General features: G+C 72.4%; 14 protein-coding genes. 8 read left to right on the top strand and 6 right to left on the bottom strand.

What is annotated here, in order from left to right:
* Positions 1–30: 30 nt before the first annotated feature.
* The 4 genes from CRV15_RS15765 to ssd are packed head-to-tail and all read right to left on the bottom strand — an operon-like array spanning position 31 to position 3,927.
* Positions 31–801 carry a type II secretion system F family protein gene (locus CRV15_RS15765; RefSeq protein WP_003960904.1) on the bottom strand — a complete coding sequence of 257 codons (771 nt, stop codon included), beginning with the start codon at positions 799–801 and terminating at the stop codon, positions 31–33.
* A complete protein-coding gene (locus CRV15_RS15760) occupies positions 798–1,685 on the bottom strand; it encodes a type II secretion system F family protein (RefSeq protein ID WP_003960905.1) in 888 nt (295 codons plus the stop codon). Before CRV15_RS15760 ends, CRV15_RS15765 begins: the two co-directional genes overlap by 4 nt.
* Entirely contained in the window at positions 1,682–2,830 is a 1,149-nt protein-coding gene (locus CRV15_RS15755) for a TadA family conjugal transfer-associated ATPase (RefSeq protein ID WP_003960906.1), read from the bottom strand. Before CRV15_RS15755 ends, CRV15_RS15760 begins: the two co-directional genes overlap by 4 nt.
* Entirely contained in the window at positions 2,827–3,927 is a 1,101-nt protein-coding gene (gene ssd, locus CRV15_RS15750) for a septum site-determining protein Ssd (RefSeq protein ID WP_029182959.1), read from the bottom strand. Before ssd ends, CRV15_RS15755 begins: the two co-directional genes overlap by 4 nt.
* A gap of 467 nt (positions 3,928–4,394) precedes the next feature.
* Here ssd and CRV15_RS15745 point away from each other — a divergent pair, with 467 nt between their 5' ends.
* Positions 4,395–5,294, top strand: a complete 900-nt coding sequence (locus CRV15_RS15745) for an HAD family hydrolase (protein ID WP_003960908.1) — start codon at positions 4,395–4,397, stop codon at positions 5,292–5,294.
* Positions 5,295–5,632: 338 nt separating this feature from the next.
* Here CRV15_RS15745 and CRV15_RS15740 read toward each other — a convergent pair whose 3' ends face one another.
* Positions 5,633–6,481, bottom strand: coding sequence for a Fic family protein (locus tag CRV15_RS15740; protein ID WP_044972199.1), 849 nt, complete (start codon positions 6,479–6,481; stop codon positions 5,633–5,635).
* 102 nt (positions 6,482–6,583) lie between these two features.
* Here CRV15_RS15740 and CRV15_RS15735 point away from each other — a divergent pair, with 102 nt between their 5' ends.
* On the top strand, positions 6,584–7,651 hold the full coding sequence (locus CRV15_RS15735; protein WP_003956789.1) for an ATP-binding protein: 1,068 nt from the start codon (positions 6,584–6,586) through the stop codon (positions 7,649–7,651).
* A gap of 90 nt (positions 7,652–7,741) precedes the next feature.
* On the opposite strand, the gene CRV15_RS15730 is transcribed toward CRV15_RS15735, so the two are convergent.
* Positions 7,742–9,061, bottom strand: a complete 1,320-nt coding sequence (locus CRV15_RS15730) for a polysaccharide deacetylase family protein (RefSeq protein ID WP_009996601.1) — start codon at positions 9,059–9,061, stop codon at positions 7,742–7,744.
* A gap of 313 nt (positions 9,062–9,374) precedes the next feature.
* Here CRV15_RS15730 and CRV15_RS15725 point away from each other — a divergent pair, with 313 nt between their 5' ends.
* From CRV15_RS15725 to CRV15_RS15700, 6 genes are all read left to right on the top strand, one after another.
* Positions 9,375–11,909 (top strand): SulP family inorganic anion transporter, encoded by a 2,535-nt coding sequence (locus CRV15_RS15725; protein WP_003960911.1) that lies wholly within the window; start codon positions 9,375–9,377, stop codon positions 11,907–11,909.
* Between the two features lie 432 nt (positions 11,910–12,341).
* Positions 12,342–14,306 carry an acetate--CoA ligase gene (acs, locus tag CRV15_RS15720; protein ID WP_003956794.1) on the top strand — a complete coding sequence of 655 codons (1,965 nt, stop codon included), beginning with the start codon at positions 12,342–12,344 and terminating at the stop codon, positions 14,304–14,306.
* A 281-nt stretch (positions 14,307–14,587) separates the two neighbouring features.
* On the top strand, positions 14,588–15,982 hold the full coding sequence (gene nhaA, locus CRV15_RS15715; protein ID WP_009996606.1) for a Na+/H+ antiporter NhaA: 1,395 nt from the start codon (positions 14,588–14,590) through the stop codon (positions 15,980–15,982).
* A gap of 56 nt (positions 15,983–16,038) precedes the next feature.
* Positions 16,039–16,470, top strand: a complete 432-nt coding sequence (locus tag CRV15_RS15710) for a phage holin family protein (protein WP_009996608.1) — start codon at positions 16,039–16,041, stop codon at positions 16,468–16,470.
* Between the two features lie 94 nt (positions 16,471–16,564).
* Positions 16,565–17,497 carry an alpha/beta fold hydrolase gene (locus tag CRV15_RS15705; RefSeq protein ID WP_003956798.1) on the top strand — a complete coding sequence of 311 codons (933 nt, stop codon included), beginning with the start codon at positions 16,565–16,567 and terminating at the stop codon, positions 17,495–17,497.
* A 232-nt stretch (positions 17,498–17,729) separates the two neighbouring features.
* Positions 17,730–17,918, top strand: a complete 189-nt coding sequence (locus tag CRV15_RS15700) for a hypothetical protein (RefSeq protein ID WP_003956800.1) — start codon at positions 17,730–17,732, stop codon at positions 17,916–17,918.
* The last annotated feature ends 81 nt before the right edge of the window (positions 17,919–17,999 follow it).

Genomic DNA, 17,999 nt, shown 5'->3' with positions numbered 1-17,999 from the left:
CCTCGACCCCTCTGTGTCGTGCCATCGCCCTCACCCTCCGTTCAGCAGTCCGTCCGCCAGTCCGATCACCACAGGGGCCACCCCGACGGCCAGGAAGGCGGGCAGGAAACACAGCCCCACCGGGGCGGTGATCAGCACCTGGGCCCTGCGGGCCCGGGCCGCGGCGGCCCGGGCACGGTCGGCCCGGAGCCGCACGGCGACGCGGGCGACCGGTTCGGCCGCGGGCGCCCCGCTGGCGTGGGCCCGCGCCAGACAGCGGGCCAGCTCGGCCGCCCCGGGCAGCCCGGCGACGGCGCCCCACGCCGACCCCGGTTCACCGCCCAGCCGGACCGCGGCGCAGGCCCGGAGCAGCCGTTCGCCGACCGGCCCGCCCAGGGAGTCACCGACCGCCTCCGCCGCCTCGTGCGGCGCCGCACCGGCCGAGAGACACGCGGCCAGCAGATCGGCCGCCAGCGGCAGCCGGGGGTCGTCCGGCGGCGACTCCCGCGCCGCCGCGCCCGGCGGGCGGGAGCGCAGCCTGCGGCGCACCCCCCAGGCGACCGACACCCCCAGGGCCAGGCCGGGCACCCCCTCGACGAGAACCGCCAGGGTGATCAGCGCCCCCGCAGGGGCCGCCCAGGGCCGCGCCAGGGCCGCCAGGCGGGCCCGGTCCGGGAGCCGCCGCCGCGGGGCGGAAGAAGCCCTCAGCAGCACGGCGCCCCGGCCGCGGGTATGCCGCTCCCGGCCCAGGGCGACAGCCGTGAACCCCAGTCGGACCGCCACGGACAGCGCGCACACCGCCGCCCAGAACAGCGCCGTCATCGCGCCCCGCCCGCCTGCGCGCCGGACACGGCCCGGACGATCCGCGCGGCCCACCAGAGCCCGGCCGCCTCCAGCGCCCCGCCGAGCAGCAGACACAGCAGCCCCGCGGGGGTGTGCAGCAGCACCCGCAGCGGATCGGCGCCGAGGGCCCAGCCCATGGCGAGGGCGACCACCGGCAGCAGCGCCAGCAGCCCCACCGTGGCGCGGGCGCCCGCCAACTGGGCCCGTAACTCCTCCCGCTGGTCCCGATCGGCCCGCAGGGCCTCCTCCAGCCGATCGAGGGCGGCGGCCAGACCGGCACCGCCGTCCACGGCCACCCGCCAGCAGGCCGCGACCCCCGCCAGACCGTCCGCCCCCGGCTCCCGGGCCGCCTCCCGCAGCGCCCGGGGCACATCGCCCCCGAAACGGGCCGCCGCGCCCACCGGTGCCCCCGCCGTGCCGAGGGCGTCCGTGGCCCCGGCCGCCGACAGCAGCGCCGGGCCGGGCTGGATTCCCGCCCGCAGCTCGGCGGCGACCGCGCCGCACAGCGCGATCACGGCATCGGCCCGCCGGGCCCGCTCCGCCTCCCGCCGCCGGGCCCGCAGCCCGCGCCGGACGAGCGGCACCGCCGGTGCCGCCGCGCACAGCGGCAGCACCGACGCCCCCAGCACCGCGAGGACCGCGGCGGCGGGCAGGCACCACCACTCCGGGCCCGGCCGCACCCCCGGAGGGACACCGGGCAGCCGCAGCCACGGCGGAGGCCGCCACGGGGCAGGACACCGAGCCCGCCCTCCCGGCACCGGCGACCCCGCCCGGAGCGGGCCGCCGAGGTCCCGGCCCGCCGTCAGCCAGGCCGCCACGCCCAGGGCGAGGGCCGCCGCGTACAGCGGCTCCACCGGCCTCACAGCGCGCTCCCGAGCAGCTTCCGCAGCCGCTCCCAGCCGGGCTCCCGGGTGAACTCCGCCGCGCCCCACCGCAGCGCGGGCACAGTCCGCACCCACCCCGCGGGGTCCCGTTCCAGGGTGTGCACCTCGGCGACCCGCCGACGGCCGTCCCGGTCCCGTACGAGATGGATCACCAGGGAGAGGGCGGCGGCCAGCTGACTGTGGAGTGCGGCCCGGTCCAGTCCGGCGGCGGTGCCCAGCGCCTCCAGCCGCGCCGGGACGTCCGCGGCGGCGTTCGCGTGGACCGTGCCGCAGCCCCCTTCGTGGCCGGTGTTGAGCGCGGCGAGCAACTCCGTCACCTCGGCGCCCCGGACCTCCCCCACCACCAGGCGGTCCGGCCGCATCCGCAGGGCCTGCCGCACCAGGTCCCGCAGCGTGACCCGGCCCGCGCCCTCCTGGTTGGCCGTGCGCGACTGGAGCCGTACGGCATGGGGGTGGTCGGGCAGCAGCTCGGCCGAGTCCTCGGCGACGACGATCCGCTCCGCCGGTCCCACCAGGCCGAGCAGCCCGGCCAGCAGCGTGGTCTTGCCCGTTCCGGTGCCGCCGCTGATCAGGAAGGAGAGCCGGGCGTCGACCACGGCCCGCAGCAGCAGGTCGCCGCCCGGCGGCAGGGTCCCGGCGGCCACCAGCTCGGCCGGGGTGAAGGCCCGGGGCCGCACGACCCGCAGCGACAGACAGGTCGAGCCGACCGCGACCGGGGGAATCACGGCGTGCATCCGGGTGCCGTCCGGCAGCCGGGCGTCCGTCCAGGGCCGGGCGTCGTCCAGCCGCCTGCCCGCGACGGCGGCGAGCCGCTGGGCCAGTCTGCGCACCGCCGCCGCGTCCGGGAAGGTCACCCCGGTCCGTTCCAGGCCGCGGCCCCGGTCAACCCAGACCCTGTCGGGCGCGGACACCAGCACGTCCGTCACCGAGGGGTCGGCGAGCAGGGGCTCCAGCGGCCCGGCTCCCACCAGCTCGCCGCGCAGTTCCTCGGTGCCGCCGAGGACCTCGGCGGCACCCAGCAGCCGGCCCTGGGCCCGCAGGGCCGCCGCGACCCGCGCCGGAGTGGGTTCGTCCCCGCTCTCGGCGAGCCGCTGCCGTACGGCGTCCAGCAGTCCCGCGCTCATGACGCCCCGCCCTTCGCCAGCGCGCGGTCCCAGAAGACCGTGCAGAAACGGGCGAGCGGGGTGCCCGCGCGGCCGGGCGGCGCCCCGTCGGCCGGTCCGGTCGGCGGCCCGGTCTCCCAGGGCAGTTCCCCCGCGAGCGGAAGGCCCAGCGAGGCGGCGACCCAGCCGTCGTCGAGGCCCGGGGCGTACGGGGGCCGGGCCACGACCCGCAGATCGGGAAGGACCATGCCCACGACCGACGCCACCCGTGCGGCGGCGGCGACCGCGCGCAGTTCGCCCGGGACCACGAGCAGCCCCAGATCGAGCTGGGCCAGCGCTTCCGCGACGCCCTCGTCGACCCGGCGGGGCAGATCCACGACGACCACTCCGCCGCGCCTGCGGGCCGCGGCGAGCACCGAGCGCATGGCCTCGGGCGGGATCACCACGGAATCCCCGCGGTCCCAGCTGAGGACCCGCAGCCGGTGCAGCTCGGGCAGCGACTCCTCCAGGGCCCCACCGGCCACCCTGCCCCTGGCACCGGCGAAATCCGGCCAGCGCCGCCCCTCGGTCCGCTCCCCGCCGAGCAGGACATCGATCCCGCCGCCCAAGGGGTCGCCGTCGACGAGCAGGGTGCGGCGGCCCTCCCGGGCGGCGGTCACCGCGAGGGCGCAGGCCAGGTGGGACGCCCCGGCGCCGCCGCTGCCGCCGATGACCCCGACGGTGGTGGCGGGCTCCCCCACGCCCTCCACCGCGTCGGCGATGCGGTCCAGCAGAAAGCGCTCGGCGTCGGGCAGCCGCACCACGCCGTCGGCGCCGATCTCCACGGCGAGCCGCCAGACGTCGGGGTCGTCCTGCTCCCGCCCCACCAGCAGCACCCCGCTCCTGCGCACCGCCCCCCGGCAGCGCTCCGCCGCGTCGTCGCCCACGAGAACCAGCGGGGCGGCCTCCCAGGCGCCCCTGCGTTCGGGCACGGCGTGATGGACCTCGGGCTCGGTCCCCGCGGCGGCGCACAGCCGCAGCAGATCGTCGAGCAGTTCCATGTCCTCGGTCACGATGAGCGGCACGGGCCGCGCCTCTTCGGCGACCGGTGTCCCCTTCGATGTGAGAGATCCAGCCACGGTCTCCACCCCCTGATTGCCGCGATCCCGCTGCGATACGGGATCGGCGATTCCTGGTGCCCGCGGACTTCGCGGGTGGAATCACGGTGCGGCGCACCCGGAAATCGTGTGGATCTTGCCGAAAAGCTGTGGACAACTCAGCGGTTGTGAATATCCCCGTAACCCATACCAGTGACTCCCGGGCGCACCTCTTCCGCTACGGACAGTCACCATGCAGAGTGGTGACAGCCCTGGGAACAGAGGGCACATCAAGGAGAGGCAGAAGCGAAGTGGATCTCGGACGAAAGCGGAAAACCCGTCCGGACATGCGACGACCCCCGCCGGGGGGGAGAGCGGGGGTCGTCTCTCCGGCCGGCTCGGGGGGGGAGGAGCCGGTCCGGGTTAGCACGGTCGCGAACGATCCGTGACTTCCATGGTGTACCCGAGAGCCTTCTCAGGCAAACCCACACGCCCTTGGAGTACGCCGAATGGCGGGCACCTATGCTCTGCTCGTGGAAAACCACTCGTTGCCTCGCACAGCGGCGTTCTTTGACCTGGACAAGACGGTCATTGCGAAGTCATCGGCGCTGACCTTCAGCAAGTCCTTCTACCACGGCGGCCTGATCAACCGGCGGGACGTACTGCGCACCGCCTATACGCAGTTCGTTTTTCTCGCGGGCGGAGCCGACCACGACCAGATGGAGCGGATGAGGGAGTACCTCTCCGCGCTCTGCAAGGGATGGAACGTCCGGCAGGTGAGGGAGATCGTCGCCGAAGCCCTGCACGACCAGATCGATCCGATCATCTACGACGAGGCCGCCTCCCTGATCGAGGAGCACCACACCGCCGGACGGGATGTGGTGATCGTCTCCACCTCGGGCTCCGAGGTGGTGGAGCCGATCGGAGAGCTGCTGGGGGCCGATCGGGTGGTCGCCACCCGGATGGTGGTCGGCGCGGACGGCTGCTACACCGGAGAGATCGAGTACTACGCCTACGGCCCCACGAAAGCGGAAGCCATCAAACAGCTCGCGGAGTCGGAAGGGTACGACCTCGCCCGCTGCTATGCCTACAGCGACTCCGCCACCGATGTTCCGATGCTGGAATCCGTGGGGCATCCCTATGCGGTCAATCCGGATCGCGCGCTGCGGCGGGAGGCGACCGCCCGGGACTGGCCGATTCTTGTCTTCAATCGCCCGGTCCGGCTGAAGCAGCGACTGCCGAGCCTCTCCCTCCCCCCGCGCCCGGCCCTGGTGGCCGCGGCCGCGGTCGGCGCGGCAGCGGCCACGGCCGGGCTGGTCTGGTACGCGAGCCGCCGTCGCGGCCTCGCACCCCTCCCGCGGGCCCTCGCGACCCTCCCGCGGACGGCCGCCCGATTCACCCGAATTTGAACACAAAAGTAAAGAACTGGAGCCAGGGGTTCCGCTTCCCCGTCCGCTGGAGTACAAAGGAGTCAACGGCCCGCGAGACCAAGGACATCCGAGAGGATCACCTGTTCAACGCATCAAGGCCCCACGGACCGAAGCATGGAAGCCGAGCACCCACGCGACGTCGACCCGTCGAATACGGGCCAGCCGCACCAGGTGACGGGCAGAAGTTCCCGGCTTGATGGGCGCAGCTTTTCGAGGACGCTTGGTAACTCGGTGGACATGTCGCGGCGGTACCGGGACCGGTACCGCCGCAACCCTGTCCGGGCCGTCCGCTGCCGGCCCGGGATGAGCCTGCGCGGTCAGGCGGCGCCCCGCTGAAGCGCCTCGCACACGGCCATCGACTCCCTGGCCCCCAGCTCGACCGAGCGTCCGCAGTGCGCGATCCAGGCGGCCATCCCCTCCGGCGTACCGGACAGATAGCCGTCGAAGGCCGCCAGATACGCCGCGCGGCCCTGTTCCGCGTGGCCCACCTCGGCGGGACAGACCGACTTGGGGTCGAGCCCGGCGCCGATGAGGACGATCCGCTCGGCAGCCCGGGCGACCAGCCCGTTGTGCGAAACGAAGGGGCGCAGCGCCAGCAGTTCCCCGTGTGTCACGGCCGCGATCACCAGCGCGGGGGCCGAGCTGCCCGCGCCGATCAGCCCGGCCAGCCCGTCCAGCCGGCCGCTCGCCTCGGCGGCGTCCGGGAGCGGGGCCTCGACCAGGGGCTCGTCCACCGTCTCCCCCGCGAGCCGGGGGCGGCCCACCGCCCGGTCGTCACCGGCTCCGCCCGCCGCGAGCAGATGCAGCCGGGCGAGCACCCGCAGCGGCGACTGCCGCCAGACGGAGAGGAGTTGACCGGCCTCGGCGGTCAGCCGGAGCGCGGCTCCGACGGTTCGCGCCTCGGTGTCCCCGCTGAAGTCACTGCGTCTGCGGACCTCCTCCAGGGCCCAGTCGGCACCGGCCAGCGCGGCGGACCCGCGCGCTCCGCGCAGCGCCGCCTCGGCCGTGATCTCCGCGCTCCGGCGCCGCATGACACGGTGCCCGTAGACCCGGTCGACCGCCGTACGCATCCCGGCCACGGAGTCCGCGACACCGGGCAGTGCGGCCAGCGCGGCGAGCGGATCGGCCGGGGCGGCAGAGGGGTCGGCGGGCACATGGGTACTCATAGGCAGCGAGGCTACGCGCCGTCGACCCGCGTCCCACGTTGGAGTGGTCTTCTTCACTTCACTTGACAACACCAGGCGATCACAGCACTACCCTAGGTGAACATGAAGATCGCTTTCGTAGGCAAGGGCGGCAGCGGGAAGACGACGCTGTCCTCGCTCTTCATCCGCCATCTGGCCGCCCGGAACGCCCCCGTCGTGGCGGTGGACGCGGATATCAATCAGCATCTGGGGGTCGCGCTCGGCCTCGACGAGGAGGCGGCGGGCGCACTGCCCGCGATGGGCGCACAACTACCGTTGATCAAGGAGTATCTGCGCGGTTCCAACCCCCGCATCACCTCCTCCGACACCATGATCAAAACAACGCCCCCGGGCGAGGGCTCCCGGCTGCTGCGGGTCCGTGAGGACAATCCGGTCTACGCGGCCTGCGCCCGCACGGTCCGGCCGGACGGCGGACAGCCGGGCGGCCGCGCGACGGACGGCGGGACGGACAGCGGGGAGAGGAACGGGGGCGGGTGCGGGAACGGGGACATCCGGCTGATGGCGACCGGCCCGTTCACCGAGTCGGACCTCGGAGTGGCCTGCTACCACTCCAAGGTGGGCGCGGTGGAGCTGTGCCTCAACCATCTGGTGGACGGGCGGGACGAGTATGTCGTGGTGGACATGACGGCGGGCTCGGACTCCTTCGCCTCGGGCATGTTCACCCGTTTCGACATGACGTTCCTGGTGGCGGAGCCGACCCGCAAGGGGGTCTCGGTCTATCGCCAGTACACCGAGTACGCACGGGACTTCGGCGTCACGCTGAAGGTCGTCGGCAACAAGGTGCAGGGCCAGGACGACCTGGACTTCCTGCGGGCGGAGGTCGGTGAGGACCTGTTGGTGACGGTGGGGCACTCCGACTGGGTCAGGGCACTGGAGAAGGGGAGGCCGCTCCCGTTCTCCTCGTTGGAGGCCGAGAACCGGCGGGCGCTGGAGACCCTGTGGCGGGCGGCGGACGACTCGTACACCCGGCGGGACTGGGAGCGCTACACCCGCCAGATGGTCCACTTCCATCTGAAGAACGCCGAGAGCTGGGGGAACGCCAAGACCGGAGCCGACCTGGCGGCGCAGGTCGACCCCGGTTTCGTCCTGGGTGAGCAGTCCGCCGGCGTCAGCGCGCCCCTGCCCGCCTGACCGCGCGGAACGGGCCGGTCACCAGCACCGCCACCCGACCGGCCGCGCGCGACGGGCCGATCACCCGCCCGACCGCGCGGAACCAGCCGTTCACCCGGGCTCCGCCGGGGCGATCACGCGGGGGACGTCCCGCTGGGCGGAGTCTCCCGTCGCCCGCCCCGCCACGGCGGCGGGCCGCTCGGCGAGGAAGGCGGGCCATCCGCCCGGGGGCCGCTCACCGACCTCCAGGGTGCGCAACTTCCCCAGCACCCGGGGGTCCTGGGCGTCGAGCCAGTCGGCGAGCTGCCGGAACGACACGCACCGCACGTCCCTGCGTACGCACACGGTGGCGATGGTCTCCTCGACGGCGCGCATATAGGTGCCGCCGTTCCAGGACTCGAAGTGGTTGCCGATGATCAGCGGTGCGCGGTTGCCGTGGTAGGCGCGGTCGAAGGCCCGCACCAGCCCGTCGCGCATCTGGTCGCCCCACAGCCGGTGCAGGGCCGGTTCGCCGTGGACCGTCCCGGACTGGTTGATCATGAAGTTGTAGTCCATGGACAGCGTCTCGTAGGAGTGCCCGGGGAACGGGACGAGCTGCATGGACAGATCCCACAGCCCGTTGTCCCTCTCGGGCCACACCTGGTCGTTGACCCCGCTGGTGTCGTAGCGGAAGCCCAGCTCGCTCGCCGCGCGCACAAAGTTCTTGCGGCCCTCCAGACAGGGGGTGCGCGCGCCGATCAGCTCCTTGTCGTAGTCGAAGGGCAGCGGCGCCTCGGCCCGCAGCCCGGAGTTGGTGCGCCAGTTCTTCACAAAGGACTTGGCCTGGCTGATCTCGCTCTTCCACTCCTCCACGGACCAGGTGCCTACCCCGCCGTCCGCGCCGCAGAAGTGGCCGTTGAAGTGGGTGCCCACCTCGTTGCCCTCCTGCCAGGCCGCCCGCAGCTCCCGCACGGTGTCCCGGATGCCTTCGACGTCGTTGAAACCGATGTCGGAGCGTCCGGCGTCGTGCTGCGGCGGAAGGTACAACTCCGCCTTCTCCTCGGGGAGCAGATAGACACCGCTGAGGAAGTAGGTCATGGCGACGCCGTACTTGCGGCCCACCGAGCGGAAGTGGGAGAAGAGCTTCTGACTGTCCTCGCCCGCCCCGTCCCAGGAGAACACCACGAACTGCGGCGGCCGCTGACCGGGCTTCAGCCGCTGCGGCTTCGGCTGCCGGGGCTGGACGCCGGTGAAGGCGGTGGAGCCGTCGCCGATCAGCCGGGGCGCGACCTTGGGCGGGGCCTGCTTCCCGGCTCCCGGAGCGCCCTCCTTCCCGGGGTCCCCGCCGGGGCCGCCACAGCCCGCGACCCCCGCGACCAGCGTCGCGGCGGTCACACCGACGGCGATCCGCACGGCGGACCTCACAGCGAACCTCTGTGCGGTGGCCTTCATCCACCCGACCTCTTTCGTATGACCAGTACGACCCATAGGACTTGTACGACTTTGTGGTTATCTGATCGGCGCCAAACGCCGACAAAGTCGCATCAAGCGGGCGAGGTAGAGGGAACGACGAGCCGCGTTAACCGGATTAATCACCGATTCGAGTGAAACGCTGGCCCATTTGCCCAAGAAATAATGCCGGACTCTTTACTCTGCATTACGATCCATTTACTGAGAGTTGAGTATCCCGCTGCTGCATGCCGTGACCCACGGCCGCGTCCCCCCCACGTTCCGCGACCGCGCTGCCCCGGAGGAGACGGGAACCATGTCCGCCTGCGTCCCCACTCGCACCGACGACCATCCGCCCGAGCCCTCAGGCCCGGCCGGACCATCCGCCCCCTCGACGTCCGGCCGGGGCACCCCCGGCACCCCACCGGCGTCCACCCCCCAGGGCTCCCGGCGCTTCCGCGTCCAGGGGTCCGACCTGTCCGCGTCCATCTCCGTCTTCCTGATCGCGCTGCCGCTCTCCCTCGGCATCGCGCTCGCCACCGGCGCGCCGCTCCAGGCGGGGCTGGTGGCCGCCGCCGTCGGCGGCCTCGTCGTCGGACGGTTCGGCGGGGCACCGCTCCAGGTCAGCGGGCCCGCGGCCGGGCTGACCGTGGTCACCGCCGATCTGATCCACCAGTACGGCTGGCGGGTCACCTGCGCCATCACCGTGCTCGCCGGGTTCGCCCAGCTCGTCCTCGCCGCCGTCCGGGTGGCCCGTTCGGCGCTCGCCGTCAGCCCGGCGATCGTGCACGGGATGCTCGCCGGTATCGGCGTCACCATCGCCCTGGCCCAGCTCCACATCGTGCTCGGCGGCACCCCCCAGAGCTCCGCCCTCGCCAATGTGCGCGCGCTCCCGGCCCAGCTCGCGGCCCTCCACCCGGCCGCGATCTCGGTCAGCGCGCTGACCGTGGCCGTCCTGCTGGCCTGGCCGCGCATCCCGGGCCGCACCGGCCGGGTGCTGCGCACCGTCCCCGCCGCGCTCGCGGCCGTCGCATCGGCCACGGCGTTCGCGGTGGTGGCCGGGTTGCGGCTGCCCCTGGTCGACCTGCCCTCCTGGTCCAGCCACGCCCTGCCCGCGATGCCGCAGGGCCCCGTCCTCGGTCTGATCGCCGCCGTCCTGACCATCACGCTGGTCGGCAGCGTCGAGTCCCTGCTGTCGGCCGTCGCCGTCGACAAGCTCGCGGCGGCCCGCAAGGTGCCGGACGTACGGATTCCGCGGGCCGACCTCGATCGTGAGCTGGCCGGGCAGGGAGCGGCCAACGTGGTCTCCGGCGCCCTGGGCGGACTGCCCATCACCGGCGTCGCGGTCCGCAGCTCGGCCAACGTCTCCGCCGGGGCGGTCAGCCGCAACTCCACCATGCTGCACGGGCTGTGGATCGTGCTGGCCGCCCTCTTCCTCGTCCCCGTCCTCGATCTGATCCCGCTCGCCGCGCTCGCCGCGCTGGTGATGGTCGTCGGCGTCCAGATGGTCAACATCACCCATCTCCGCAGCGTGAAGCGGAACCGGGAGACGCTGGTGTACGCGGTGACACTGGCCTCCGTCGTCGCCACCGGCGTGCTGGAGGGCGTGGCGATCGGGATCGCGGTCGCGGTGGCCGTCGCCCTGCACCGGCTGACACGGACCCGGATCACCGAGGAGAGCCGGGACGGCCTCCACCGGGTGCGGGTGCGCGGGCAGTTGACGTTCCTCGCCGTGCCGCGGCTCAGCCGGGTACTGAGCCAGGTGCCCACGGGCTCCGCCTGCGTGGTCGAACTGGACGGCTCCTTCATGGACCACGCCGCCTACGAGGCCCTCCAGGACTGGCAGACCTCCCATGTCTCCCAGGGCGGGACGGTGGAGTTCACCGGCCGCGCCGGCAGCCGTATCAGCGAGCCCGCGTCGGAGACCCACGGCTGCTGCCGCCCCTGGACACCCTGGCGCAACCACCACTGCGGCGCCCGGCACGCCACAGGCTCCGCCCATCCCCTGGCGAAGGGCGTCAGCTCCTTCCAGCGGGACACCGCCCCCCTGGTCCGTGATGAGCTGGCCCGGCTGGAGCGTGAGGGGCAGCGGCCCTCCCAGCTCTTCCTGACCTGCGCCGACTCCCGTGTGGTGACCAGCATGATCACCGCCAGCGGGCCCGGTGACCTGTTCACCGTACGCAATATGGGCAATCTCGTTCCGCTGCCCGGCGCGGAGAGCGACGACTCCGTGGCCGCGGCGATCGAGTACGCCGTCGACGTCCTGCGGGTGGACTCCATCACCGTCTGCGGGCACTCCGGCTGCGCCGCCATGCAGGCACTGCTCTCCGCGCCGCCCGTGGGGACCCACACCCCGCTGCGGCGGTGGCTGCGCCACGGGCAGCCGAGCGTGGAACGGATGAGGAGTCCGCACCGCCCCTGGGCGCGGATCTCGGGACGGCTGCCCGCCGACGCGGTGGAACAGCTCTGTCTGACCAATGTGGTGCAGCAGTTGGAGCATCTGCGGTCGCACGAGTCCGTGGCCCGGCGGCTCGCCGACGGCACACTCAAGCTCCAGGGCATGTACTTCCACGGGGGCGAGGCCCAGGCATATCTGCTCACGAGCGACGAGGAGCCGCCCCGCCCGGCGAACGGCCACGGCCACAACCACAGGCGCGACCACGGGCACGGCAGCGGAAACGGAGACGGACCGCGCCACGGCCATGCCCCGCGCCTGGACCACGACGACCATGTGCACGGGCAGCGCCCGGACGGCGGGCACGGCGGTGGACCGGCCCGGCCACAGGAGTTCGCCGCGGTCTTCGCACCGGTCGCGCCCGCCGAATCCGCCCTGGTCAAAGCACGTGCCTGACCGTATGCGACCGAGCGCCGCACGATAGTCCGACAAGACGGTGAACCGTAGCCGGGTCCCGTCCGTACTAAGGAGTGGCCCCTCCTTTCCGCCGCCCGGGAAGGAGGGGCCACCTCGCACCCGCCCCGGCATCCGCCGCCCGGCCCCGCACCCCGCCGCCATGACCGTCGCCGCCGTCTCCGTAGCCGTCGCGGACGGGCGTCTCCGGCCCCGGGAACGGCACGCCGAAACGACACACCGGCACGGATGCGACAGAGCGGGACGACACGCCGATCAAGTACGGCAAATTCCGCTTCCTGGAGCCCATATTCCGGACGGGGAACGACAGGTCTAAACCAATATCCGGAAAGCCTTGTCACTTGGCCCCTTCGGCTGATGAGCTATGGCCTCGGACCCATCCCCACAGAGGACGCCCTGGGAAAGGGAGATGTCGTGAGCAACGAGAGCCTGGCCAACCTTCTGAAAGAGGAGCGCCGCTTCGCGCCGCCGGCCGAACTGGCCGCGCACGCCAATGTCACCGCGGAGGCGTACGAACGGGCCAAGGCCGACCGGCTCGGCTTCTGGGCCGAGCAGGCTCGCAGGCTCACGTGGGCCACCGAACCGACCGAGACCCTCGACTGGAGCAACCCGCCGTTCGCCAAGTGGTTCGCGGACGGCACGCTCAACGTCGCGTACAACTGCGTCGACCGCCATGTCGAGGCCGGGAACGGCGACCGGGTCGCGATCCACTTCGAGGGCGAGCCCGGCGACAGCCGGACCCTCACCTACGCCCAGCTCAAGGACGAGGTCTCGCGCGCCGCCAACGCCCTGACCGAGCTGGGCGTCCGCAAGGGCGACCGGGTCGCCGTCTATCTGCCGATGATCCCCGAGGCCGTGGTGGCGATGCTCGCCTGCGCCCGGATCGGCGCGGCCCACTCGGTGGTCTTCGGCGGCTTCTCCGCCGACGCGGTGGCCTCCCGCATCCAGGACGCCGACGCCAAGCTGGTCATCACCGCCGACGGCGGCTACCGCCGCGGCAAGCCCAGCGCGCTCAAGCCCGCCATCGACGAGGCCCTGACCAAGTGCCCGCAGGTCGAGCATGTGCTGGTGGTCCGGCGCACCGGTGAGGACACCGCCGTCACCGAGGGCCGCGACGTGTGGTGGCACGACATCGTGGACCGCCAGTCCACCGAGCACACCCCCGAGGCGTTCGAGGCCGAGCACCCGCTCTTCATCCTCTACACCTCCGGCACCACCGGTAAGCCCAAGGGCATCCTGCACACCTCCGGCGGCTATCTGACCCAGACGGCCTACACTCACCACGCGGTCTTCGACCTCAAGCCGGAGTCCGACGTCTACTGGTGCACCGCCGACATCGGCTGGGTCACCGGCCACTCGTACATCGTGTACGGGCCGCTGGCCAACGGTGCGACACAGGTGATGTACGAGGGCACCCCCGACACCCCCCACCAGGGGCGGTTCTGGGAGATCGTGCAGAAGTACGGCGTGACGATCCTCTACACCGCGCCGACCGCGATCCGGACGTTCATGAAGTGGGGCGACGACATCCCCGCCGCGTTCGACCTGTCCAGCCTGCGGGTCCTCGGTTCGGTCGGTGAGCCGATCAACCCGGAGGCGTGGGTCTGGTACCGCAAGCACATCGGGGCCGACCGGACGCCGGTCGTGGACACCTGGTGGCAGACCGAGACCGGCGCGATGATGATCTCCCCGCTGCCGGGTGTCACCGAGACGAAGCCGGGCTCGGCCCAGGTCCCGCTGCCCGGTATCTCCGCCACCGTCGTCGACGACGAGGGCCACGAGGTGCCCGACGGCGGGGGCGGCTATCTCGTCCTCACCGAGCCGTGGCCGTCGATGCTCCGCACCATCTGGGGCGACGACCAGCGGTTCATCGACACCTACTGGTCCCGCTTCGAGGGCAAGTACTTCGCGGGCGACGGCGCCAAGAAGGACGAGCAGGGCGACATCTGGCTGCTCGGCCGGGTGGACGACGTCATGCTGGTGTCCGGGCACAACATCTCGACCACCGAGGTGGAGTCCGCCCTCGTCTCGCACCCGAAGGTCGCGGAGGCGGCCGTGGTGGGCGCCGCCGACGAGACCACCGGTCAGGCCATCGTCGCCTTCGTGATTCTGCGCGGCTCGGCCGCCGGCGCCGCCGATGACGCCGGTCTGGTCGCGGAGCTGCGCAACCATGTCGGCGCCACGCTCGGCCCGATCGCGAAGCCCAAGCGGGTTCTTCCGGTGGCGGAGCTGCCGAAGACCCGCTCCGGCAAGATCATGCGCCGACTGCTGCGCGATGTGGCGGAGAACCGCCAGCTCGGCGATGTCACCACGCTGACCGACTCGTCCGTGATGGATCTGATCCAGGCCAAGCTGCCGAGCGCCTCCTCGGAGGACTGAGCCCCCCCCGACAGCTCCGGCACCGTCCGGACGTCCGGCAACCGAACGGGCACCCGGTGGCACCACGCCACCGGGTGCCCGTTCCGCTCTGTCCTGCCTAGAGTGAGTGAGAGGCCGGGTCCACCGGCTCTGTCCCCCCGTACCCCCCCTCCGTACCCCGCCCTCTTGCGCCCTTAGGTAAAGTAAGGAAAGCGTCAAAGACGCGACAAGAAATCCGAGGTGCGCCGGGAAGTCTGGTCGGCATGTGCTCTGCCATGCCCGACCGACGGAGGTTCACCCCGATGGCCCCCACACCCGCCCCCCGCCGCTTCCTCGGCCGTCTCCCGCTGCCCGAGCGCACCTTCGTGGTGAACGCCCTGCGCACCGAGACCGTCGGCGGCGTGCTGCTTCTCCTGGCCGCGATCCTCGCCCTGATCTGGGCGAACACTCCCCTGAGCGACAGCTATGACGCCGTCCGCGACTTCCACATAGGCCCGGCGGCCCTCGGTCTGGACCTCTCCGTCCAGCACTGGGCCGCCGACGGACTGCTCGCGATCTTCTTCTTCGTCGCCGGAATCGAGCTGAAGCGGGAACTCGTCGCCGGAGAGCTGCGCGACCCCAAGGCCGCCGCCCTCCCCGTCATCGCGGCGATCTGCGGCATGGCCGTCCCCGCCCTGGTCTATGTCCTCGTCAACACGGTGGGCGGCGGCTCCATGGACGGCTGGGCCGTGCCCACCGCCACCGACATCGCCTTCGCGCTCGCCGTGCTCGCCGTCATCGGCACCTCGCTGCCCTCCGCGCTCCGGGCCTTCCTGCTCACGCTCGCCGTCGTGGACGACCTCTTCGCGATCCTCATCATCGCGATCTTCTTCACCAGCGAGCTGAACTTCGCCGCACTCGGCGGCGCGGTCATCGGCCTCGGCGTCTTCTGGCTGCTGCTGCGCAAGGGGGTACGGGGCTGGTACATCTATGTCCCGCTGGCCCTGGTCATCTGGGGGCTGATGTACAACAGCGGTGTCCACGCCACCATCGCCGGTGTCGCCATGGGCCTGATGCTGCGGTGCACCCGCCACGAGGGCGAGGCGCACTCCCCCGGCGAGCACATCGAGCATCTGGTGCGCCCGCTGTCGGCGGGACTCGCCGTTCCGCTGTTCGCGCTCTTCTCGGCGGGCGTCTCCCTCTCCGGCGCCGCCATCGGCGGGGTCTTCACCCGGCCCGAGACCCTGGGCGTGGTGCTGGGCCTCGTGGTGGGCAAGGCCCTCGGCATCTTCGGCGGCACCTGGCTCGCCGCCCGTTTCACCAAGGCCGAGCTGAACGAGGAGCTGGCCTGGCCGGACGTCTTCGCCGTCGCCACGCTCGCCGGGATCGGCTTCACGGTCTCCCTGCTCATCGGCGAACTGGCCTTCGCCCAGAACCCCGCGCTCACCGACGAGATCAAGGCGTCGGTGCTGATCGGCTCGCTGATCGCCGCCGTGCTGGCCACGGTCCTGCTCAAGCTGCGGGTCCGGGTCTACCGGGCGCTCTGTGAGGAGGAGGAGCGGGACGAGGACCAGGACGGCATCCCCGATGTGTACGAACAGGACAAGCCGGAGTACCACCTGCGGATGGCCGAGATCTACGAGAAGAAGGCCGCCGAGCACCGCAGGCTGGCCGAAGCCACGGGGGCGTCGCAGGATGACGGCGGCCGTCCGGCATGATCTGATGTCGGACCGGAAGCATGTCGGACCGGAAGCATTCGAGAGAGGGAGCGGAGATGAGCGACCCCGGCACCAGCGCCGAGCGCAGCCTCGGCCAACTGGTCGCCTCGGCGACCGCCGAGATGTCCGCGCTTGTCCACGACGAGATCGCCCTGGCCAAGGCGGAGCTGCGCCAGGACGTCAAGCGCGGGATCACCGGTTCGCTGGCCATAGGCATCGCGGGGGTCTTCGCCCTGTTCTCGCTGCCGGTGTTCAGCTTCGCGGCGGCGTACGGCATCCACAATCTGGGGCTGGGCCTGGCCTGGTCGTTCCTGATCGTGGGCGGCGCCTATGTGCTGCTGGCCACGGTGCTGGCGCTGCTGGCGATCTCCAAGTTCAAGAAGGTCAAGCCGCCGGAGCGGTCCATCGCCTCGGCGAAGGAGACCGCCGCCGTGCTCCAGAACGTCAAGCCGCATCCCCGGGTGCCGGAGCGCAAGATCCCGGCCTGAGCGCCGCCCACCGGGCCGGGTCGGGCCCTGAACCACCCCTCTCCCGGCCCACCGGGGCAAACACGGATGCTCCGGTTGTGGCACGCTCATCAATATGACGGCCCCTGACACCGGAAACGGAAGCCCCGTACGCATCGAGGGTCCCTGGACCCATCGCGATGTGGCGGCCAACGGCGCCCGTTTCCATATCGCCGAGCTGGGTGACGGCCCGCTGGTGCTGTTCCTCCATGGCTTTCCCCAGTTCTGGTGGACCTGGCGGCATCAGTTGACCGCGCTCGCCGACGCGGGTTACCGCGCGGTCGCGCTGGATCTGCGGGGCGTGGGCGGCAGCGACCGCACTCCCCGGGGGTACGACCCCGCCAATCTCGCGCTCGACATCACCGGTGTGGTGCGCTCGCTGGGCGAGCCGGACGCCGCGCTCGTCGGTCATGACCTGGGCGGCTATCTGGCGTGGACGGCGGCGGTGATGCGGCCCAAGCTGGTGCGCAGACTCGCCGTCTCCTCGATGCCGCACCCCCGCCGCTGGCGTTCGGCGATGCTGTCGGACTTCGCCCAGACCCGTGCGGGCTCCTACATCTGGGGCTTCCAGCAGCCCTGGCTGCCCGAACGGCGGCTGGTCGCGGACGACGGCGCCCTGGTCGCCGAGCTGATCGAGGAGTGGTCGGGGCCGGGTGCCCGGGACGAGCAGGAGCTCGCGGTCTATCGGCGGGCGATGTGCATCCCGTCGACGGCGCACTGCTCGATCGAACCCTATCGGTGGATGGTGCGGTCGCTGGCCCGCCCCGACGGAATCCAGTTCAACCGGCGGATGAAGCGCCCTCTCCGGGTGCCGACCCTGCATCTGCACGGCTCGGCGGACCCGGTGGTACGGACGCGCAGCGCGGCCGGGTCGGGCGAGTATGTCGAGGCGCCCTACCGCTGGCGGCTCTTCGACGGGCTGGGCCACTTCCCGCAGGAGGAGGATCCCGTCGCCTTCTCCGCCGAGCTGGTCAACTGGCTCAAGGACCCCGAGCCCGACCGCCGTTAGACGGGTCCCGGCGCCGGGCCCGCCCCTGCCGTCGAGGGCTGTGCCGCACCTCGGGGGGCCGCCGTCCCCCGGGCCGCCGGACCACCGGTCCGACCGCTCGGGCACGGTCCGTGGCCCCGTGATCCCCGCTGGGTGAACATCCGTCCGTCGAACTGCCAAATGCCCGGCGCATAGGCCAATTGGGCGCCCCTGGCACGGTTACGGACCTTGGGCCCCGGGCACACGTCCCGGTATGGGCTGGACGTACGACTACGGTGACGCGGCACGCAACCGTCGCTCGGCCGAGGGGCCGGGCACCCACGACAGCGATGGCCTGCGCGGACGGGGCCACGCCGACTCGGAGCAGGGCATCGGAATCCCGCGCATTCTGCGGCGCCGCGCGCGCTGGATGTCCGCGCGGCTGCGGCACACCCGCCACTGAGCGGTCCGGCCGCCTGGGCCGCCCGTGACCCGGGACCGGACCGGTCGACGGTACGGCGAGCCGCGCGGCGCCGGGCACGTC

This window comes from Streptomyces clavuligerus (assembly GCF_005519465.1).
GTDB lineage: Bacteria > Actinomycetota > Actinomycetes > Streptomycetales > Streptomycetaceae > Streptomyces > Streptomyces clavuligerus.
This window is presented reverse-complemented; position numbering and strand designations above follow the sequence as displayed.